Source organism: Pseudomonas sp. A1230 (genome assembly GCF_044218825.1).
Classification (GTDB): domain Bacteria; phylum Pseudomonadota; class Gammaproteobacteria; order Pseudomonadales; family Pseudomonadaceae; genus Aquipseudomonas; species Aquipseudomonas iridis.
Genome location: NZ_CP162582.1, coordinates 2993769 through 3014310 on the forward strand (window position 1 = coordinate 2993769; position 20542 = coordinate 3014310).

The 20542-nt window shown below is 58.3% G+C and carries 15 protein-coding genes; 5 read left to right on the forward strand and 10 right to left on the reverse strand.

The genetic code is table 11. The annotated features are described in order from the left end of the window. Positions 1-148 precede the first annotated feature (148 nt). The gene (locus AB4P97_RS14105; RefSeq protein ID WP_042560158.1) at positions 149-1612 is read right to left on the reverse strand and encodes a glyceraldehyde-3-phosphate dehydrogenase; all 1464 of its coding nucleotides are present in this window, start codon (positions 1610-1612) and stop codon (positions 149-151) included. Positions 1613-1966: 354 nt separating this feature from the next. Between AB4P97_RS14105 and mfd the strand changes: the two genes are divergently transcribed. From mfd to AB4P97_RS14120, 3 genes are read left to right on the forward strand one after another with little or no spacing between them, the layout of a single operon-like run. Then, positions 1967-5416: a transcription-repair coupling factor gene (gene mfd, locus AB4P97_RS14110; protein ID WP_042560159.1), complete on the forward strand. Its 3450-nt coding sequence runs from the start codon at positions 1967-1969 to the stop codon at positions 5414-5416. 10 nt (positions 5417-5426) lie between these two features. Next, on the forward strand, positions 5427-5993 hold the full coding sequence (locus tag AB4P97_RS14115) for a CsiV family protein (RefSeq protein ID WP_395602889.1): 567 nt from the start codon (positions 5427-5429) through the stop codon (positions 5991-5993). 11 nt (positions 5994-6004) lie between these two features. Continuing rightward, positions 6005-8695 (forward strand): DEAD/DEAH box helicase, encoded by a 2691-nt coding sequence (locus tag AB4P97_RS14120; RefSeq protein WP_395602890.1) that lies wholly within the window; start codon positions 6005-6007, stop codon positions 8693-8695. A gap of 140 nt (positions 8696-8835) precedes the next feature. On the opposite strand, the gene AB4P97_RS14125 is transcribed toward AB4P97_RS14120, so the two are convergent. The 3 genes from AB4P97_RS14125 to AB4P97_RS14135 all read right to left on the reverse strand — a co-directional run bounded on the left by AB4P97_RS14125 (position 8836) and on the right by AB4P97_RS14135 (position 11462). After that, positions 8836-9573 (reverse strand): S-methyl-5'-thioinosine phosphorylase, encoded by a 738-nt coding sequence (locus tag AB4P97_RS14125; RefSeq protein ID WP_395602891.1) that lies wholly within the window; start codon positions 9571-9573, stop codon positions 8836-8838. Between the two features lie 12 nt (positions 9574-9585). Next, positions 9586-10596, reverse strand: a complete 1011-nt coding sequence (nagZ, locus tag AB4P97_RS14130) for a beta-N-acetylhexosaminidase (protein ID WP_042560163.1) — start codon at positions 10594-10596, stop codon at positions 9586-9588. A gap of 158 nt (positions 10597-10754) precedes the next feature. Next, entirely contained in the window at positions 10755-11462 is a 708-nt protein-coding gene (locus AB4P97_RS14135; protein WP_042560164.1) for a TetR/AcrR family transcriptional regulator, read from the reverse strand. A gap of 229 nt (positions 11463-11691) precedes the next feature. Between AB4P97_RS14135 and lexA the strand changes: the two genes are divergently transcribed. Both lexA and sulA read left to right on the forward strand, forming a co-directional pair. Next, positions 11692-12300, forward strand: coding sequence for a transcriptional repressor LexA (gene lexA / locus AB4P97_RS14140; protein ID WP_042560165.1), 609 nt, complete (start codon positions 11692-11694; stop codon positions 12298-12300). Positions 12301-12310: 10 nt separating this feature from the next. Beyond that, positions 12311-12784 (forward strand): SOS-induced cell division inhibitor SulA, encoded by a 474-nt coding sequence (gene sulA, locus AB4P97_RS14145; RefSeq protein WP_042560166.1) that lies wholly within the window; start codon positions 12311-12313, stop codon positions 12782-12784. 96 nt (positions 12785-12880) lie between these two features. On the opposite strand, the gene AB4P97_RS14150 is transcribed toward sulA, so the two are convergent. From AB4P97_RS14150 to fadB, 6 genes are all read right to left on the reverse strand, one after another. After that, the gene (locus AB4P97_RS14150) at positions 12881-13114 is read right to left on the reverse strand and encodes a hypothetical protein (protein ID WP_042562149.1); all 234 of its coding nucleotides are present in this window, start codon (positions 13112-13114) and stop codon (positions 12881-12883) included. A gap of 106 nt (positions 13115-13220) precedes the next feature. After that, positions 13221-13745 (reverse strand): DUF6586 family protein, encoded by a 525-nt coding sequence (locus tag AB4P97_RS14155; RefSeq protein WP_395602892.1) that lies wholly within the window; start codon positions 13743-13745, stop codon positions 13221-13223. A 143-nt stretch (positions 13746-13888) separates the two neighbouring features. Further along, entirely contained in the window at positions 13889-16519 is a 2631-nt protein-coding gene (gene topA, locus AB4P97_RS14160; protein ID WP_042560168.1) for a type I DNA topoisomerase, read from the reverse strand. Between the two features lie 114 nt (positions 16520-16633). Next, a complete protein-coding gene (locus AB4P97_RS14165; protein WP_042560169.1) occupies positions 16634-16870 on the reverse strand; it encodes a DUF1653 domain-containing protein in 237 nt (78 codons plus the stop codon). A 98-nt stretch (positions 16871-16968) separates the two neighbouring features. Further along, positions 16969-18144, reverse strand: coding sequence for an acetyl-CoA C-acyltransferase FadA (gene fadA, locus AB4P97_RS14170; protein ID WP_042560170.1), 1176 nt, complete (start codon positions 18142-18144; stop codon positions 16969-16971). Positions 18145-18176: 32 nt separating this feature from the next. Continuing rightward, on the reverse strand, positions 18177-20324 hold the full coding sequence (fadB, locus tag AB4P97_RS14175) for a fatty acid oxidation complex subunit alpha FadB (protein ID WP_042560171.1): 2148 nt from the start codon (positions 20322-20324) through the stop codon (positions 18177-18179). Positions 20325-20542 lie beyond the last annotated feature (218 nt).

The following is a 20542-nucleotide window of genomic DNA, read 5'->3' on the forward strand; positions in this document are numbered from 1 at the left end:
TTTCGGGTGTGAAAGCGATTGTGCAAGCTCTCAAGAAACCTGTGGGAGCTGGCTTGCCAGCGATGCGGCCGGTTCAGGCAACAGAGATTTACAAGGCATAAAAAAACGCCCCGACCTAAGTCGGGGCGTTTTCATGTGCAGCCAAGGCTTAGCGCGGGAACGCAGGCGGGTTTACACCGGCCATGTCTTCCATCACGCGAACCACCTGGCAGCTGTAACCGAACTCGTTGTCGTACCAGACGTACAGAACAACGCGGTTATCCTGAGTGATGGTCGCTTCAGCGTCGACCACACCGGCGTGGCGCGAGCCAACGAAGTCGGTCGAAACCACTTCCTGCGAGTTGACGAAGTCGATTTGCTTATGCAGATCGGAGTGCAGCGCCATGTAGCGCAGGTACTCGTTCATCTCTTCACGGGTGGCGGCTTTCTCAAGGTTGAGGTTGAGAATGGCCATCGACACGTTCGGCGTTGGAACACGGATCGCGTTACCGGTCAGCTTGCCGGCCAGCTCAGGCAGGGCCTTGGCAGCAGCGGTGGCAGCACCGGTCTCGGTGATAACCATGTTCAGCGCGGCGCTACGGCCACGGCGATCGCCCTTGTGGAAGTTGTCGATCAGGTTCTGGTCGTTGGTGTACGAGTGAACGGTTTCGACGTGACCGTTGATGATGCCGAACTTGTCATTAACAGCTTTGAGCACCGGCACAATGGCGTTGGTGGTGCAGGAAGCGGCAGACACGATCTTGTCGTCAGCGGTAATTTCACCGTGGTTGATGCCGTGAACGATGTTCTTCAGCTTGCCTTTGCCAGGCGCGGTCAGAACAACGCGGTCGATACCCGGGCACGCCAGGTGTTGACCCAGGCCATCAGCGTCACGCCATACACCGGTGTTGTCCACCAGCAGTGCGTCTTTGATGCCGTACTGGGTGTAATCCACTTCAGTCGGGTTCTTCGCGTAGATCACCTGGATCAGGTTACCGTTGGCGGTGATGGTGTTGTTTTCTTCGTCGATGGTGATGGTGCCGTTGAACGAACCATGGACCGAATCGCGACGCAGCAGGCTGGCGCGTTTGGTCAGGTCGTTGTCGGCGCCTTTACGCACGACGATGGCACGCAGACGCAGACCGTCGCCACCACCGGTTTTTTCGATCAGGATGCGCGCCAGCAGACGGCCGATTCGACCGAAGCCGTACAGCACAACGTCAGTGCCTTTGCGGGCCGAGGCGTTTTGCTGGCCAACCACATCAGCCATTTCTTCACGAACGAACTGCTCGGCGCTGCGGCCGTTGCCTTCGTTGCGGAATTTGAACGCCAACTTGCCCAGGTCTACCGAAGCCGCGCCGAGCTTGAGCTCGCTCATGGCTTTGAGCAGGGGGAATGTTTCGTGGACGGAGAGTTCGCTGTCGTCGGAAGAACGGTGGCGCGCAAAGCGGTGAGCTTTGAGAATCGCGATGACAGACTGGTTGATCAGGCTGCGGCCATAGATCGAGCTCACCACGTTGTTATTGCGGTAGAGCTGACCGATAAGCGGGATCATCGCTTCTGCGAGTGCTTCACGGTCGATCCATTCACCAAGACACTGGTCGGGCTTCTGAGTCACGGTAACCTTCCACATGTAGGGGCAGAAAAAAGGGGCTACATTATGCCGCTCAGAACCTCTCGTAGCAATGCGCGCTTGTCGCGCAAACGCTAACAAATTTCCGTTCAAAAAAATTACGCCCTTCTCCAGCCCTGTAAATACGCGGCCTCCAGCACAGTCAATTTTTCGACGACTGTTAGACGATGTCTGTAACCCTCCGAAACACCACGCGGTTTCGGCACTACATAACCGCTAAAAAAGTGCTGGTTTTTATGGTTACCACTACATTTCACCCAAACATCGAAGATAGACACAGTCTGCAACTGACAGGCAGCATCGGACGCCGCTACAATTACCGACTTTGTCGCAACGCCTGGAGCTCAACCTTCCGTGCCTGTTCTGCGTCTACCGCTTCTCCCTGCTGCGGCAGGTAAACAGCATTGGGGCAATTTGCCCGGTGCCGCCCTCAGCCTGGCGATTGCCGAGGCTGCCAGCGCTGCCAAGCGCTTCACCCTGCTCCTGACTGCCGACAGCCAAAGTGCCGAACGGCTGGAACAGGAGCTGAGTTTCTTCGCCCCGGATTTGCCCGTTCTGCATTTCCCCGACTGGGAAACCCTGCCCTACGACCTGTTCTCGCCGCATCAGGACATCATTTCCCAGCGCATTGCCGCCTTATATAGGTTGCCGGAGCTGGCGCATGGCGTGCTGGTGGTGCCGATCACGACAGCACTGCATCGTCTGGCGCCGACCAAGTTCCTGCTCGGCAGCAGCCTGGTGCTGGATGTCGGCCAGAAGCTCGACGTCGAGCAAATGCGCTCGCGACTCGAAGCCAGCGGCTATCGCTATGTAGACACCGTCTACGAGCACGGCGAATTCACCGTGCGCGGCGCATTGATCGATTTGTTCCCGATGGGCAGCAAGCTGCCCTATCGCATCGACCTGTTCGACGACGAAATCGAAACCCTGCGCACCTTCGATCCGGAAAACCAGCGCTCCATCGACAAGGTCGATTCGGTCAAGCTGCTGCCGGCCCGTGAGTTCCCGCTGCAGAAAGATGCGGTCACCCGCTTCAAGGCGCGTTTCCGCGAACGCTTTGATGTCGATTTCCGGCGCTGCCCGATCTTTCAGGATTTGAGCAGCGGTATCACACCGGCCGGCATCGAGTACTACTTGCCGCTGTTCTTTGACGAAACCTCGACCCTGTTCGATTACCTGCCCCAGGACACGCAAGTGTTCTCGCTGCCGGGCATCGAGCAAGCGGCGGAGAATTTCTGGAACGACGTACGCAATCGTTATGAAGAACGCCGCGTCGATCCTGCTCGTCCTTTATTGCCACCGGCGGAATTGTTCCTGCCGGTGGAAGATTGCTTTGCCAGGCTCAAGAGCTGGCCGCGCGTGGTCGCCAGTCAACAGGACGTGGAAGTCGGTGCAGGTCGCGAGCGCTTCCCGGCGCAAGCACTGCCGAATCTGGCGATCGAAGCCAAGGCCACGCAACCGCTGGCAGCACTGGCAGGTTTCCTCGATGAATTCCCCGGACGCGTGCTGTTCACGGCCGAATCGGCGGGCCGTCGCGAAGTCCTGCTGGAGTTGCTCGAACGCCTGAAACTGCGACCAAAAACGGTCGACAGCTGGCCGGATTTCGTCGCGAGCAAGGATCGCCTGGCGATCACCATTGCGCCGCTCGACGAAGGCCTTTTGCTCGACGACCCGGCGCTGGCATTGGTCGCCGAAAGCCCGCTGTTCGGTCAGCGAGTCATGCAGCGTCGCCGTCGCGAGAAGCGCGCCGACGGCAACCACGACGCGGTGATCAAGAACCTCACCGAACTGCGCGAAGGCGCGCCGGTGGTGCACATCGATCACGGTGTCGGCCGCTACCTGGGCCTGACGATTCTGGAAATCGACGATCAGGCTGCAGAATTTCTCACCCTCGAATACGCCGAGAACGCCAAGCTCTATGTTCCGGTGGCCAACCTGCACTTGATCGCCCGCTACACCGGCAGCGACGATGCACTGGCCCCGCTGCACCGCCTCGGCTCCGAGACCTGGCAGAAAGCCAAACGCAAAGCGGCCGAACAGGTGCGCGACGTTGCCGCCGAATTGCTCGACATCTATGCCCGTCGCGCCGCTCGCGAAGGTTATGCATTCGCCGATCCGAAAGCCGATTACGCAACATTCAGCGCCGGTTTCCCGTTCGAAGAAACGCCCGACCAGCAAACCACCATCGAAGCAGTGCGCGCCGACATGCTCGCGCCGAAACCGATGGATCGTCTGGTCTGCGGCGACGTGGGTTTCGGCAAGACCGAAGTGGCCATGCGCGCAGCTTTCATCGCTGTACACGGCGGCCGCCAGGTTGCGATTCTGGTACCGACCACCCTGCTCGCCCAGCAGCATTACAACAGCTTCCGCGACCGCTTCGCCGACTGGCCAGTGAGCGTGGAAGTGATGAGCCGCTTCAAGTCCGCCAAGGAAGTGAACGCGGCGATTGCCGATCTGGCGGAAGGCAAGATCGACATCGTCATCGGCACGCACAAATTGCTGTCCGACGACGTGAAAATCAAAAACCTCGGGCTGGTAATCATCGACGAAGAGCACCGTTTTGGTGTGCGTCAGAAAGAACAGCTCAAGGCCTTGCGCAGCGAAGTCGACATTCTGACCCTGACGGCCACACCGATTCCGCGCACGCTGAACATGGCGGTGTCGGGCATGCGCGACCTGTCGATCATTGCCACGCCGCCGGCGCGACGCCTGTCGGTGCGCACCTTCGTCATGGAGCAGAACAAGAGCACGGTCAAAGAGGCCCTGCTCCGCGAGCTGCTGCGTGGCGGTCAGGTTTATTACCTGCACAACGATGTGAAAACCATCGAGAAGTGCGCCGCCGATCTGGCCGAACTGGTTCCGGAAGCACGAATCGCCATCGGCCACGGGCAGATGCGCGAGCGCGAACTTGAACAGGTGATGAGCGACTTCTATCACAAGCGTTTCAACGTGCTGATTGCCTCGACCATCATCGAGACCGGTATCGACGTACCGAGCGCCAACACCATCATCATCGAGCGCGCCGACAAGTTCGGTCTGGCGCAACTGCACCAGCTGCGTGGCCGCGTCGGTCGCAGTCACCACCAGGCTTATGCTTATCTGCTGACGCCGCCGCGCCAGCAGATCACTTCAGACGCAGAAAAGCGTCTGGAGGCGATTGCCAACACCCAGGACCTCGGTGCCGGTTTCGTGCTGGCCACCAACGACCTGGAAATCCGTGGCGCCGGCGAACTGCTCGGCGATGGCCAGAGTGGCCAGATTCAAGCCGTGGGTTTCACGCTGTATATGGAAATGCTTGAGCGCGCGGTGAAATCGATCCGCAAGGGCGAGCAACCGAATCTCGATCAACCGCTTGGCGGTGGCCCGGAAGTCAATCTGCGGGTACCGGCGCTGATTCCGGAAGACTATTTGCCGGACGTCCACGCCCGCCTGATCCTGTATAAGCGCATCGCGTCGGCCACCGACGAGGAAGGTCTGAAGGATCTGCAAGTCGAGATGATCGATCGTTTCGGCCTGCTGCCGGAGCCGACCAAGAATCTGGTGCGCATCACGGCGTTGAAGTTGCAGGCCGAAAAGCTGGGCATCAAGAAAGTCGACGGTGGCCCGCAGGGTGGACGCATTGAGTTTGAAGCGCAGACTCCAGTCGACCCGATGACCCTGATCAAACTGATTCAGAGCCAGCCAAAACGCTACAAATTCGAAGGCGCCACGATGTTCAAGTTCCAGGTGCCGATGGAGCGCCCGGAAGAGCGCTTTAATACTGTAGAGGCGCTGTTTGAGCGCCTCATCCCGAAAACTGCTTGAAGGACGCCGCATGCGCCTGTTTCGCTCACTGACTTTGCTACTCACCTTGGTAGCACCTTCGGCGTTTGCCGATGACCTGTATCAGGTCGAAATGATTCTGTTGCGCCAGAACGCTGTGCCGGCGATTGTGAGCCGCGCCGCGCCGGAAGACTGGGCCGCGGGCGCCCAGCGTTTGGGCGACGAAAGCAAACGTACGCCGGCGCTGAATGACGTCGTCACCAAACTCACCGCCAGCGGCGAGTACAGCGTGTTGATGCACAAGGCCTGGCAGCAAACCCTCGGTGAAACGCCGGCAAAAGTCGCGGTCAGCGAAGGCAACGAGCAATTCGGTCAGTTCCCGATCGAGGGTACGCTTGAGATGAAACTCGGGCGCTTCACCGACGTGGCTGCGGATTTCTGGGTCAATCAGATCGACGCCAATGGCCTGGTCACTGCCAGTGAGCGCCTGAAACAGGACAGCCACACCAAAAACGGCCAGCTCAATTATCTCGATAACGGCCATCTGGCCCTGCTGATCAAGATCACTTCCCTGACCGCGCCTGCGCCACGGGAAGCGCCTGAAGTCGTTCCGGACTGATCGAAGTCCTTATGTCCCCGCCCCTGAGTAAACCGTTGGCACCCTCCTGGGTCAGCCGATTCAAGGAACAGAGCCTGGAGCGTGGTCGCCGCTACGCCCTGGAAAACCGGGTACGCATCGCCCAGGTCGGCGATGCGACCATTACCGCCAGTTGCGAAGGCTCTGGCGGTAACGTCTACCGTCAGACCATTCACCTGCGCGAGTCAGCCAAAGGCACTTTGCTGTTGGTCGACGCCACGTGCACCTGCCCGGTTCGCACAAACTGCAAGCATTGCGCAGCGGTGCTGCTGAAAATCCAGGAAACCCTCGAGTACCCCGCTGCCGCAAAAGACGCCGAGCTGCTGGAAAAACTCCAGGCCGTGCTGGAAAATCGTGGCCCGAAGGCACCACCGCAAGTGCTGGTCGACAACGTTCAACCAATGCCTCGCCTGTGGCTGGCCAGCGTCGAGTTCAGTGCATTTGAACCGCGTAACGGCAAGATGCAGCGCTACATTCAGCATCGCGCGGCGTTGTCGTTCAGCTATCTGGACGAATACGTCAGCGGGCAGAAAAACAGCGACATCCTGATCCGCCAGGAAAACCAGACGTTGCGGATAAAACGCCAGCCGGAAGTGGAACAGTCCTACCGCGAACAGTTAAGAATCCTCGGCTTTCGTATCGCCACCCGGCAGAGCAAAGCCTTGCCGGAAAGCGCTGGCGAACTGTATGAAATGGTCAATGACAGCGCCTGGCTGACCTTCACCCTCAACGAACTGCCAAAGCTGCGCACCCAAGGCTGGGAATTGCAGATCGACGAAGAGTTCGGCTTCGACCTGACGGCGGTGGATGACTGGTACGCCACGGTTGAACAGGCGCCGGAGCGCGACTGGTTTGATCTGGAGCTGGGGATCATCGTCAATGGCGAGCGCCTCAGTTTGCTGCCAATCCTGCTCAACCTGATGCGCTCGCACGCGGAAATCCTCAATCCGGAGCGCCTCGCGCGGCGCCGTGACGACGAGCTGATTCTGGTCAACATTCCACAGCGCAACCTCGAGCATGGGCCGTTGCAGGTGGCGTTGCCGCTCGGCCGGTTGAAACCGGTGCTGGCCACGCTCGGCGAGTTTTATTTGCAGGAACCTGGCGAAACCACCCTGCGCCTGAGCAAGGCTGACGCCACGCGCCTTAATTCGCTGGAGGGGCTGCCGCTGCTGTGGGAGGGCGGCGAGCAGATCCGCACGTTTGCTCAACGCCTGCGCGACATTCGTGATTTCAGCATCGAGGCCCCCGAAGGCCTGAACGCAACATTGCGTCCGTACCAACTCGAAGGCTTGAGCTGGATGCAGTCGCTGCGCCAGCTGGAAGTCGGCGGGATACTCGCGGATGACATGGGTTTGGGTAAAACCCTACAGACGCTGGCGCATATTCTCAGCGAGAAAATCGCCGGACGCCTGGATCGTCCGTGCATGGTGGTGATGCCTACCAGCCTGATCCCGAACTGGCTCGATGAGGCGGCGCATTTCACGCCGCAACTGAAAGTGCTCGCGCTTTATGGCGCCAGTCGCAAAAAGCACTTCGACAATCTGGCTGACTTCGACCTGATCCTCACTACCTACGCGTTGCTGCCCAAGGACATCGAACGTCTGGTGCAACAGCCTTTGCATGTCTTGGTGCTGGACGAGGCGCAGTACATCAAGAACCCCAACAGCAAAGCGGCGCAAGCGGCGCGCGAGCTGAATGCTCGTCAACGCCTGTGCCTGAGCGGTACACCGCTGGAAAATCACTTGGGCGAGCTTTGGTCGCTGTTCCATTTCCTGCTGCCGGGCTGGCTTGGCGACGTCAAAAGCTTCAACGCCGACTACCGTGTGCCGATCGAAAAACGCGGTAGCGAGGTCAGACTTCAGCACCTCAATGGTCGGATAAAACCGTTTCTGTTGCGCCGCACCAAGGAACAGGTTGCCACCGAGCTGCCGCCCAAAACTGAAATCATTCACTGGGTCGATCTCAACGAGGCGCAGCGCGACGTGTACGAAACCATGCGCCTGGCCATGGACAAAAAAGTCCGCGACGAGATCACCCGCAAAGGCGTGGCGCGCAGCCAGATCATCATTCTTGAAGCATTGCTCAAGCTGCGTCAGGTCTGCTGTGATTTGCGCCTGGTCAATGGCGCCACCCTGCCCGCCCGCGGCAGCACTTCCGGCAAGCTCGACAGCCTGATGGAAATGCTCGAAGAGCTGTTCGAAGAAGGTCGGCGGATTCTGCTGTTTTCGCAATTCACCTCGATGCTGTCGCTGATCGAGGACGAACTGAAGAAACGTAAAATCTCCTATGCACTTCTGACCGGTCAAACCCGCGATCGGCGCACACCGGTGAAGGAATTCCAGAGCGGCAATCGTCAGATCTTTCTGATTAGCCTGAAGGCGGGTGGCGTTGGCCTGAACCTGACCGAAGCGGATACAGTGATTCACTACGATCCGTGGTGGAACCCCGCGACCGAAAATCAGGCGACCGACCGCGCCTATCGGATCGGCCAGGAGAAACCGGTGTTCGTCTACAAGATGATTGCCCGAGGCACGGTGGAAGAGAAGATTCAGCACTTGCAGAAAGAGAAGTCTGATCTGGCAGCGGGCGTGCTGGATGGGCGCAAGGCTGGGGACTGGAAGCTGCAGAATGACGATATCGAAGCGTTGTTTGCGCCGTTGCCGGACAAGCTCGACAAACGTTGAGATCTTTGTCGTCTGTTAGATAGCTATCGCTGGCAAGCCAGCTCCCACAGTGATTTGGGATTGAACACTATTTTGTGAACAATACAAAAACCTGTGGGAGCTGGCTTGCCAGCGATGGAGTCAACTCGGTACAGGCCTGATCAGCCCTTGAGCACCCGCGCCAACGTCGATTTCACCTTGCCCATGCCGGCATGCAACGCCTGCTCGATCTCGGCCATGGTGATCACTTGCGTGGTCTTGCCCGCCGCTGGGTTCACCACCAGCGCCAGACACGCGTAATCCACATCCAGCTCACGTGCCAACGCCGCTTCCGGCATACCGGTCATACCGACGATGTCGCATCCATCACGCTCCAGACGCACGATCTCGGCCACGGTTTCCAGACGCGGTCCCTGCGTGCAGGCATAAACACCCTGATCGCTGTAATCGCAACCTTCGGCAGCCATAGCCGCAATCAATTGCTGACGCAACGGCTCGCTGTAAGGAAAGCTGAAATCGATGTGAGTGACCTGTTCCAGGTCATCGGCGAAGTAGGTGTGTTCGCGCCCGCTGGTGTAGTCGACGATTTGATGCGGCACGCAGAAATGCCCCGTACCCATCGCAGGATGAATACCACCCACGGCGTTGACCGCGATGATTGCCTCGGCACCGGCCTGCTTCAGCGCCCAAAGGTTGGCGCGGTAGTTGACCTTGTGCGGTGGAAAGCGATGCGGGTGCCCGTGACGCGCGAGGAACAGCACTTCCTTGCCGGCATATTCGCCAATCTGCACGTCGGCCGAAGGCGCACCATATGGCGTGTCCACTGCCAGCGACTGGCGAATACTCAAGCCCTCGAGCTGGGTCAGGCCGGTGCCACCGATGATTGCGTAAACCGTCATAACGAAAAATCCTTAGTCGATCAATTGGGCGTCTTTGAGTGCGCCGATGGCTTGCAGCCAGCGTGGATCCTGGCGGTAGTCAGTGCTGGCAAACGCCTGACCGCGCATACGGGCGATACGCGCAGACGGTTTGACCTTCATGCGTTGCGCGGCACTCAGGGCCAATTCGGCAGCGGCGCGGTCATTGCAGACCAGGCCCATGTCGCACCCAGCAGAGAGTGCGGCTTCGATGCGACTGGCGGCGTCGCCAACCACGTGGGCGCCGGCCATCGACAGATCGTCGCTGAAAATCACGCCGTCGAACTGCAACTCGCCTCGCAGGATGTCTTGCAACCAGCGCCGAGAGAAGCCAGCGGGCTGCGAATCGACTTGCGGATAGATGACGTGTGCCGGCATGACCGCGGCCAGTTGTTTGCTCAGTTTGGCAAAAGGCACGAGGTCGTTGGCGCGGATCTCGTCAAGGCTGCGCTCGTCGTTGGGGATCGCAACATGGGAGTCGGCTTCGGCCCAGCCGTGACCGGGGAAATGCTTGCCCGTGGCGGCCATTCCGGCGCTGTTCATGCCCCGGATGAAGGCGCCAGCGAGCAACGCGGCACGCTCGGGATCACCCTCAAACGAACGAGTACCAACCACGGCGCTGCGCTGGTAATCGAGATCCAGCACTGGGGCGAAGCTCAGGTCGAGGCCGACGGCCAGCACTTCGGTCGCCATGATCCAGCCACATTGCTCAGCCAGGTATTCGGCATTCGGATTGTCTGCGATGGCGCGCATGGCCGGCAGGCGCACGAAGCCTTGACGCAAACGCTGCACGCGACCACCCTCCTGATCCACCGCCAGCAGCAAGTCCGGACGAATCGCACGGATCGCCGCGCTGAGCTCACGCACCTGGCGCGGATGTTCGATATTGCGGGCAAAAATGATCAGGCCACCCACTTCTGGCTGACGCAACAATTGGCGATCTTCAGCCGTCAGCCAGGTACCGGCGACGTCCACCATCAACGAGCCTTGCAGGCCAGCAGTCATAGAGATTCCTTGAAAACGAAAAACCCGATCCGCATGAAATCGCCACCGAGGGCAGTGCCCGGCAGGTCGGCGATATCGATGGAGAACGGATTCAGAACGAGAGTCGGCATGGGCGGCTAGCTTAGCGGATACAAGCTGCCGCGCCCACCCGTGCGCGGTTAAACCTTGGCGGCCACCGGCGTTGATTTGCTGCGCGGGCGCAATTGCGCAGTGGCCATGGCAGCGTCGGTGACGCCGGTATCAGCGCGCATACCCGCAGCGAGGAACGGCACCATCAGGCGCATGACCTGCTCGATAGAGGTATTGACGCCGAAATCCGTCTCGGCAATCGCGCGCAACGCCTTGATGCCGGACATGCTGAACGCGGCGGCGCCGAGCATGAAGTGCACGCGCCAGAACAATTCAATCGGGGGAATGTTAGGTGCCGCCTCGTTGACCAGCAGCATGTAGCGACGGAACACCTTGCCGTACATGTCTTCCAGGTAACGGCGCAGGTGACCCTGGCTTTGGCTGAACGCGAGGCCGAGCAGACGCATGAAGATCGACAGGTCGTTACCGCTGCGAGGCTGAACCACGAGGGCTTGTTCGACGAGAATTTCCAGCAGCTCTTCGAGGGTCGGCTTGTTTTCAGGTTTCGCCTGACGGCGCTCCAGCTCTTTATCGAGACTGGCGCAGAAAGGCCCGAGGAAGCGCGAGAACACCGCCTGAATCAGCGCTTTCTTGGAGCCGAAATGATAGTTGACCGCAGCCAGGTTGACGCAAGCCTTGCTGGTGATCAAACGCAATGAGGTTTCAGCGAAACCTTTCTCCGCGAACAACTGCTCTGCAGCATCAAGAATGCGTTCAACGGTTTCCGACTGGGCCATGGCTACTCCGCCTGACAAACACTTGTTTGAAACATACGTTTCAGCCTGTGTCTTGTCAAGCCTGTCGGTTCGTTTTGGGAATGGTCAGTCAGCTATTTAACCACACAAGGACGACGCATTAATAAGCACGTCCACTGACCGTCTGGCGGCTTGCAAAAAAACGGGCATTGCCAAGACCGCTTCACTGTATATAATCCCAGTCACTGTATAAAAAAACAGAGCGATCAATATGCTAAAGCTGACGCCACGCCAAGCCGAGATTCTGGCCTTTATCAAACGTTGCCTCGAAGACAATGGCTATCCGCCAACCCGCGCGGAAATCGCTCAGGAATTAGGGTTCAAGTCGCCCAACGCGGCGGAAGAACACCTCAAGGCGCTAGCCCGCAAGGGTGCCATCGAGATGACGCCCGGCGCCTCTCGCGGCATTCGCATCCCTGGCTTCGAAGCCAAGGCCGACGACTCTACCCTGCCAATCATCGGCCGGGTGGCTGCCGGCGCGCCAATCCTTGCCCAGCAGCACATCGAAGAGTCCTGCAATATCAATCCAGCGTTCTTCCACCCACGTGCGGACTATCTGCTGCGCGTGCACGGCATGAGCATGAAGGACATCGGTATTTTCGACGGCGACCTTCTGGCGGTTCACACCACCCGCGAAGCGCGTAATGGCCAGGTCGTCGTTGCCCGCATCGGCGATGAAGTGACCGTAAAACGCTTCAAGCGCGAAGGCAGCAAGGTCTGGCTGATGGCCGAAAACCCCGAGTTCGCCCCTATCGAAGTTGACCTGAAAGATCAGGAACTGGTGATCGAAGGCTTGAGTGTCGGCGTAATCCGCCGCTAAAGGAGGCTTTATGCAGTTCCCACACACACCTCAGCAAACACAACTGCCGTTATTCGAAGCGTTCATGGCGCAACCGATGGCGCCGATCCTGAAAGACGTGGTCGAGCGCCCCTGGAATACTGAACCCGAAGTATTCAGTGAGCTGTCACTGCGTGGTGCCGCCGGGAACTGCCTGAATCTGCTGGCGCCGATCCTTCGTGAGCTCAGTGATGATCTGGACGCACGCTGGCTGACGCTGATTGCGCCACCTGCCAGCCTGACCCAAACATGGCTGCGCGATGCTGGCCTGAATCGAGAGCGCATCCTGCTGTTGCAACCGAGAGGCACTCAAAGTGCTCAACAACTCGCTTGCGAAGCGTTGCGTCTGGGCCGCAGCCACACAGTCGTCACCTGGCTCAACCCGCTGAACACAAGTTCACGGCAACTGTTGATCAGCGCTGCACGCACGGGCGACGCTCAGAGTTTGAACATTCGATTGGGTTGATTGACAAGCTATAGCGCTGTGTCAAGCGCAGGGCTTCTCCAGGGATAGAGAAGCCGATCTGAAGCGGTAGTGACAAAACCAAAAAACCGTCGGGAATCAATGAAGAACCCGAGACCCCTCATCTTTTTCAAACTCACCTTCGATCATTCGGCCTGCCATCTGCACGCCAACGCTCAACATCGCTTTTGCGATTTCCACGTGCTGGCCCTGCAGGAATGTCTTGGCGTCCTCGGAGAAATCCAGAGTCACCAGAGAACCCTCGTCCTCAGCCCTGCGCAGTTCGATTCGGCCGTCGGGTAACTCGACAATTTCTAGAAAGGACGTTGGCATATAGGTCTGTTCTCCACGAAAGGCAGGCATTATATAGACATCATTCAGGCTTCGCTCGTGATCTTGACCAGCAGCATGTTTCAGATTGCCACCGTGTCAATCATCGTCAGCATTCGTTCAAACCTTCGCGAAAACGAATAGCCAGGCTCTTGAGGTTCTGCCGCCAACTCTCAAGTTCTTCACGGCTCAACTCTTGCGGAGCCTCTTCTTCATCCAGATTAACAGCCTGAATCAACGGCTGTGTCACATCGCCTTTGGGCTTGTGTGGCACGCGAGGCGGCTGGAACAATGCCGAATACGCGGCCAGCAATTCTGCCAGCCAGGTCTCCGGATTGGTTGCCAGTTCAACCATTTCCGCCAGTTCCGGAATCGCGATCGACTCGAGCACTTCACGTGTCAACAGCATCTCGGCCCGTGGTGCACTCGCCTGAGGCAGGCGATAGAACCCGGCAATTTCATGACACAGACCCAATAACGCGCCATAGAGGTGGAACAACGCCGATTCACGTCCAGCCTGAATCAGCGCCAGAGAATTCATCGCCCGCCCTTCTTCAGCTCGAGCCAAGGCTTCCAGCGACAGGCCGGCGAAATAGATTTTCTGATTGGTGCGGGTATAGAGTTCGTGGGCCATGACGGCAGCCTCCACAACGAAATAATTGCTTCACACAGACCGGACAGTGTCGTGGATCAACGGATCACACCGCAAGCACAAAACAAAAAGGCCGCATGAAAACCCGAGGGTTCTCATGCGGCCTTTCAATATCAGACTAACGCTTACTCAGCCTTGGCCTTCGAGCGCTTGTCTTCAACAGTCCACTTGCCACCGTCGAAGTACGCCTTCCAGCCAGTTGGCTTGCCGTCGACTTCGGTCTGCACGTATTGCTCCTTGGTCTTGCGGCTGTAGCGGATCACCGCTGGCAGGCCATCAGGATCCTTCTGCGGTGCTTCGCACAGGAAGTGATACTTCGGGTCGATTTCATCCTTGTGCGGAAGAATCTCGATCACCAGCGGAGCACGGGTCTCGCGGTTTTTCGGGAACTGACTGGCCGCCAGGAACAGGCCGGACGCACCATCGCGCAGGATGTAGGTGTCGTTGACCTTTTCGCATTTCAGCTCAGGCATCTTCACCGGATCCATCTTCGGCGGCGCCGCGTCACCGCTCTTCAGCAGTTTGCGGGTGTTTTTGCAGGTCGGATTGGTGCAGCCAAAGAACTTGCCGAAACGGCCGGTCTTGAGCTGCATCTCGCTGCCGCACTTGTCGCATTCCAGGCTCGGACCTTCGTAGCCCTTGATGCGATAACTACCCTCTTCGATTTCGTAGCCGGCGCAATCCGGGTTGTTACCGCAGATGTGCAGCTTGCGCTTCTCGTCGAGCAGGTAAGCGTCCATCGCAGTGCTGCAGATCGGGCAGCGATGCTTGCCACGCAACACCAGCGACTCCGACTCACCTTCGTCGTCCGCAGCGATTTCGTCGCCCGGCACCAGGTTGACGGTGGCCTTGCAGCGCTCTTTCGGCGGCAGGCTGTAGCCCGAGCAACCGAGGAACACGCCGGTCGATGCGGTACGGATCTGCATCGGACGGCCGCAAGTGGTGCACGGAATGTCGGTCATGACCGGCTGGTTCGCACGCATGCCGCTTTCCGGGTTCTCGGCTACTTCGAGTTTCTTTTTGAAGTCGCCGTAGAACTCGTCCAGCACGTTCTTCCAGTCGCGCTCGCCCTGAGCCACGTCATCGAGGTTCTCTTCCATGCCGGCAGTGAAGCCGTAGTCCATGAGGTTCGAGAAGCTCTCCGACAGACGTTCGGTAACGATGTCACCCATCTTTTCCGAATAGAAACGACGGTTGTGCAGGGTCACGTAACCGCGATCCTGGATAGTCGAAATGATCGCAGCGTAAGTCGAAGGACGACCGATACCGCGTTTTTCCATTTCTTTAACCAGGCTGGCTTCCGAATAACGCGCCGGCGGCTTGGTGAAGTGCTGGGTCGGATCAAGCTTGATCAGCTTCATCACGTCGCCCTGCGCCATATCGGGCAGAACGTCGTCATCGCCAGGTTTGGCAATCTGCGGCATTACGCGGGTGTAACCGTCAAACTTCAGGATACGACCCTTGGCGCGCAGCTCGAAATCACCAGCACCGACGCTGACAGTCGTCGACAGGTATTGCGCCGGTAGCATCTGGCAAGCCAGGAACTGACGCCAGATCAGCTCATAGAGACGCTCAGCATCGCGCTCCATACCCGCCAGCTTGCTTGGAATGGTGTTGGCGTCGGAGGGACGAATGGCTTCGTGAGCCTCTTGCGCGCCTTCCTTGCTGCTATAGACGTTCGGCGTTTCCGGCAAATACTTCTTGCCGAACTCATCTTCGATGTAAGCACGCGCCATCGTCACGGCGTCTGCCGAGAGGTTGGTCGAGTCGGTACGCATATAAGTGATGTAGCCGGCTTCGTACAGACGCTGGGCCATCATCATGGTTTTCTTCACGCCGAAGCCCAGACGGTTACTCGCCGCCTGCTGCAGGGTGGACGTGATGAACGGCGCCGAAGGCTTGCTGCTGGTCGGTTTGTCTTCGCGCTTGACGATGCTGTAGCTGGAGGACTTGAGTTTCTCCAGCGCGGCCATGGCCTGGGCTTCGTTGAGCGGCTTGAAGGCTTCGCCCTTTTCACGCGCTACTTCGAAACGTACGGTCGAGCCTTTGGCGCTGCCGAGATCGGCATGCACTTCCCAGTACTCTTCCGGGTTGAAAGCGCGAATTTCACGCTCACGCTCAACCACCAGTTTCACGGCGACCGATTGCACACGACCGGCGGACAGGCCGCGGGCGATCTTGGCCCACAGCAGCGGCGAGACCATGTAGCCCACAACGCGGTCGAGGAAACGACGCGCCTGCTGAGCGTTGACACGATCGATGTCCAGCTCGCCTGGCTTGGAGAAGGCTTCCTGGATCGCCTTCTTGGTGATTTCGTTGAACACCACGCGCTTGTAGCGGCTGTCGTCACCACCAATGGCTTCGCGCAGGTGCCATGCAATGGCTTCCCCCTCGCGATCCAAGTCGGTTGCGAGATAGATGGTGTCAGCATCCTTGGCGAGCCTGCGCAGCTCTTCGATGACCTTCTCTTTGCCCGGGAGGATCTCGTACTTGGCCTTCCAGCCATGATCGGGATCGACACCCATACGCGAGACCAGCTGCTTGCGCGCTTTCTCTTTCGGCGTGAGCACCGGACCTTCGCCTGCGGCAGCCTTGCCGCGCTTGGCGGCTGGCTCTTTGCTGGCGCTAGCCGAACCGCTGGTGGGCAGGTCTCGGATATGGCCGATACTCGACTTCACCACGTATTGGTTGCCCAGATACTTGTTGATGGTCTTGGCCTTAGCCGGGGATTCCACAATGACCAGCGATTTGCCCATGGATCAGAAAATTCCTGAATTCTAGAAGTGAAAGGCGGTTGGCGCCTGACGCGGCACCGCTATATATAGTTGATACAAGGTGAGGTCAAGCGCAGGGTATTGCGCGCACTCCCCTTATGCCTTGGAAAACAGGCTCGGTTCGGCTTGCACCAAAGCAAAGCGTGGGACCTGCTCGCCGTCAACCTCGACGGACTCCAGAAACATGCTCAGGGGACGCACCCAAAAGCCGTAATCGCCATACAGGGCTTGGTAAAACACCACTTCTTCTTCCGTCTCGGAATGCCGCGCGACATTGAAAACGCGGTACTGCGGACCTTTGTAATGCTGGTAGAGCCCAGGTTGTATCGGCATGGTTTGGCCCTCCCTCAATTTTTTTCAAAATAAAAACAAAATAAATCCACAAAAACAAAAACCGGGGCACTTGGCCCCGGCTTCCATCGACGAGACGCTTAAACGCGTTCGAAGACGGTGGAGATGCCTTGGCCGAGACCAATGCACATAGTGGCCACCCCGAAGGTGCCGCTATTCTGCTTCATCACGTTCAGCAAAGTGCCGGAAATCCGAGCACCGGAGCAACCGAACGGGTGACCCAGGGCGATCGCGCCGCCGTGCAGGTTAACCTTCTCGTTCATCTTGTCGAGCACTTTCAGATCTTTCAGCACTGGCAGAGCCTGTGCGGCGAAAGCTTCGTTGAGCTCGAAGAAGTCGATATCGTTGATGCCAAGGCCCGCACGCTTCAGGGCTTTTTGTGTTGCCGGAACTGGACCATAGCCCATGATTGCCGGATCCACACCCGCCACTGCCATCGAACGGATCACCGCCATCGGCTGGATACCCAGGTCCTGCGCACGCTGAGCCGACATCACGATCATGCACGAGGCACCATCAGTGATCTGCGACGAAGTACCGGCCGTCACGGTGCCGCCCTTCGGATTGAACGCCGGCTTGAGAGCCGCCAGACTTTCCAGGGTGGTTTCCGGACGAATGGTTTCGTCGTAGTCGAACAGTTTCAGGAAACCGTTCTCGTCGTAACCCTGCATCGGGATGATTTCGTCTTTGAACTTGCCTTCCAGAGTCGCCTTGTGGGCGAGCTGGTGGGAGCGCACGCCAAAGGCGTCCTGCTGTTCGCGAGTGATGCCGTGCATTTTTCCGAGCATTTCAGCGGTCAGGCCCATCATGCCCGAGGCTTTCGCCGCGTACAGCGACATGTGCGGGTTCGGATCGACACCGTGCATCATGCTCACGTGACCCATATGCTCGACGCCGCCAACGACGAACACGTCACCGTTACCGGTCATGATCGCTTGCGCAGCCGTGTGCAGCGCGCTCATCGACGAGCCACACAGGCGGCTGACAGTCTGACCGGCAGCCGTGTGCGGGATCTGGGTCATCAGCGACGCCATGCGCGCGATGTTCCAGCCCTGCTCCAGGGTCTGGTTGACGCAGCCCCAGATCACATCTTCGACTTCGTTCGGATCAACCTTGACGTTGCGTTCCAGCAATTTGCTGATCAGGTGCGCCGACATGTCTTCGGCGCGGGTGTTGCGGTGCATGCCGCCCTTGGAGCGGCCCATCGGAGTACGACCGAAGTCGACAATCACGACGTCTCTTGGATTCAAGCTCATAAAATTTCACTCTCGCTCAAAAGTTGGGACGCTTAACCGAAGAACCGTTGGCCGGTTTTGGCCATTTCACGCAGTTTCGCGGTCGGGTGGTACAGCGCGCCCAAATCAGCGTACTGGTCAGCCAGGGCAACGAACTCGGCAACACCGATCGAATCGATGTAGCGCAGCGCACCGCCACGGAATGGAGGGAAACCGATACCGTAGACCAGACCCATGTCGGCTTCAGCGGCGGTTTCAACGATGCCGTCTTCAAGGCAACGCACGGTTTCCAGGCAGAGCGGGATCATCATCCAGTTGATGATGTCTTCGTCAGTGACTTCGCGCTGCTCGTAAACGATCGGCTTGAGCACTTCCAGTACCGACGGATCGGCAACTTTCTTCTGCTTGCCCTTCTTGTCGGTCTCGTAGGCGTAGAAGCCCTTGCCGTTTTTCTGACCCAGACGCTTGGCTTCGTAAAGCACGTCAATGGCCGAGCGACGGTCATCTTTCATGCGATCCGGGAAGCCTTCCGCCATGACGTCACGACCGTGGTGACCGGTGTCGATGCCGACCACGTCCATCAGGTATGCCGGGCCCATCGGCCAGCCGAATTTTTCCATGACCTTGTCGATACGGACGAAGTCCACACCGGCGCTGACCAGTTTGGCGAAACCCCCGAAGTACGGGAACAGTACGCGGTTGACCAGGAAGCCCGGGCAGTCGTTGACGACGATCGGGTTCTTACCCATTTTCTTGGCGTAGGCAACGGTGGTGGCAACGGCCAGCTCGCTGGACTTCTCGCCACGGATCACTTCCACCAGCGGCATCATATGCACCGGGTTGAAGAAGTGCATGCCGACGAAGTTTTCCGGACGCTTGAGGGCCTTGGCCAACAGGCTGATGGAAATGGTCGAAGTGTTGGACGCGAGGATGGTGTCCTCTTTGACCTTGTCTTCAACTTCGGCCAATACGGCTTGCTTGACCTTCGGGTTCTCGACCACAGCTTCAACGACCAGATCGACGTGACCGAAATCACCGTAGGACAGGGTCGGACGGATGCCGTTGAGCACTTCAGCCATTTTTGCAGGGGTCATGCGACCTTTATCAACGCGGCCAACCAGCAGCTTGGCGGCTTCGGCCAGACCCTGCTCGATACCGTGCTCGTTGATGTCCTTCATCAGGATCGGCGTGCCTTTGGAGGCCGACTGATAAGCGATACCGCCACCCATGATGCCGGCGCCCAATACAGCGGCCTGCTTCACGTCTTTGGCGATTTCGTCGTAGGCCTTGGCCTTTTTCTTCAGTTCCTGATCGTTCAGGAACAAACCGATCAAGCTCTGCGCGGCAGAGGTCTTGGCCAGTTTGACGAAACCGGCGGCTTCAACTTCCAGCGCCTTGTCGCGACCGAAGTTTGCAGCTTTCTGAATGGTCTTGATCGCTTCAACCGGCGCCGGATAGTTCGGGCCAGCCTGACCGGCGACGAAACCTTTGGCGGTTTCGAAAGCCATCATTTGTTCGATAGCGTTCAGCTTGAGCTTTTCCAGCTTCGGCTGACGCTTGGCCTTGTAGTCAAACTCGCCGGAAATGGCGCGTTTGATCAGCTCAAGGGCTGCTTCCTGCAGTTTCTCTGGAGCAACCACGGCATCGACTGCGCTAACTTTCAGCGCGTCTTCCGGACGGTTTTCCTTGCCGGAGGCAATCCACTCGATGGCGTTGTCGGCACCGATCAGGCGCGGCAGACGTACGGTGCCGCCGAAGCCTGGGTAGATGCCCAGTTTGACTTCCGGCAGACCGATCTTGGCATTGGTGGACATGACTCGGTAGTCAGCCGCCAGGCACATTTCCAGACCGCCGCCCAGGGCGATGCCATTGATCGCGGCGACAGTCGGAACGTTGAGGTCTTCGAAATCGCTGAAGATCTTGTTGGCTTCGAGATTGCCAGCAACGAGCTCCGCATCCGGCAGCTTGAAGTTCTCGACAAATTCGGTGATGTCGGCGCCGACGATGAACACGTCCTTGCCACTGCTGACGATCACGCCCTTGATCGAAGCATCTGCCTTGATGGTGTCTACGGCCTGACGCAGTTCGTTCAGGGTTAGACGGTTGAACTTGTTGACGGACTCACCCTTGAGGTCGAATTTCAATTCGACGATGCCACTTTCAAGAGCTTTAACCGTGATGGCTTTACCTTCGTAAATCATCAACTGATCTCCACGATATGGAAGCTGAACAGTACACGTCGGACGCAGGCGAATGGCTAGGCAGGACGCTTTTTCGTCGATGCTGACACCAATCCACCCGGCACACCCGCCAACGCGATAGTCGGGATTCTGTAGGAGCAGTCTGTAAGACAAACGCTCAATTCATACGCCCGTTTGATTTGGGTACGTCACCTTCACGGAATTTCCAACAATTGTCA

Excerpts from the sequence above, each read along its gene's own strand:
- AB4P97_RS14150 (WP_042562149.1), bottom strand. The coding sequence starts at position 13,114 with ATGCCAACGTCCTTTCTAGAAATTGTCGAGTTACCCGACGGCCGAATC.
- lexA (WP_042560165.1), top strand. The coding sequence starts at position 11,692 with ATGCTAAAGCTGACGCCACGCCAAGCCGAGATTCTGGCCTTTATCAAA.
- AB4P97_RS14115 (WP_395602889.1), top strand. The coding sequence starts at position 5,427 with ATGCGCCTGTTTCGCTCACTGACTTTGCTACTCACCTTGGTAGCACCT.
- nagZ (WP_042560163.1), bottom strand. The coding sequence starts at position 10,596 with ATGACTGCTGGCCTGCAAGGCTCGTTGATGGTGGACGTCGCCGGTACC.
- AB4P97_RS14155 (WP_395602892.1), bottom strand. The coding sequence starts at position 13,745 with ATGGCCCACGAACTCTATACCCGCACCAATCAGAAAATCTATTTCGCC.
- fadB (WP_042560171.1), bottom strand. The coding sequence starts at position 20,324 with ATGATTTACGAAGGTAAAGCCATCACGGTTAAAGCTCTTGAAAGTGGC.
- AB4P97_RS14120 (WP_395602890.1), top strand. The coding sequence starts at position 6,005 with ATGTCCCCGCCCCTGAGTAAACCGTTGGCACCCTCCTGGGTCAGCCGA.
- topA (WP_042560168.1), bottom strand. The coding sequence starts at position 16,519 with ATGGGCAAATCGCTGGTCATTGTGGAATCCCCGGCTAAGGCCAAGACC.
- AB4P97_RS14105 (WP_042560158.1), bottom strand. The coding sequence starts at position 1,612 with ATGTGGAAGGTTACCGTGACTCAGAAGCCCGACCAGTGTCTTGGTGAA.
- AB4P97_RS14125 (WP_395602891.1), bottom strand. The coding sequence starts at position 9,573 with ATGACGGTTTACGCAATCATCGGTGGCACCGGCCTGACCCAGCTCGAG.
- AB4P97_RS14165 (WP_042560169.1), bottom strand. The coding sequence starts at position 16,870 with ATGCCGATACAACCTGGGCTCTACCAGCATTACAAAGGTCCGCAGTAC.
- AB4P97_RS14135 (WP_042560164.1), bottom strand. The coding sequence starts at position 11,462 with ATGGCCCAGTCGGAAACCGTTGAACGCATTCTTGATGCTGCAGAGCAG.
- fadA (WP_042560170.1), bottom strand. The coding sequence starts at position 18,144 with ATGAGCTTGAATCCAAGAGACGTCGTGATTGTCGACTTCGGTCGTACT.
- sulA (WP_042560166.1), top strand. The coding sequence starts at position 12,311 with ATGCAGTTCCCACACACACCTCAGCAAACACAACTGCCGTTATTCGAA.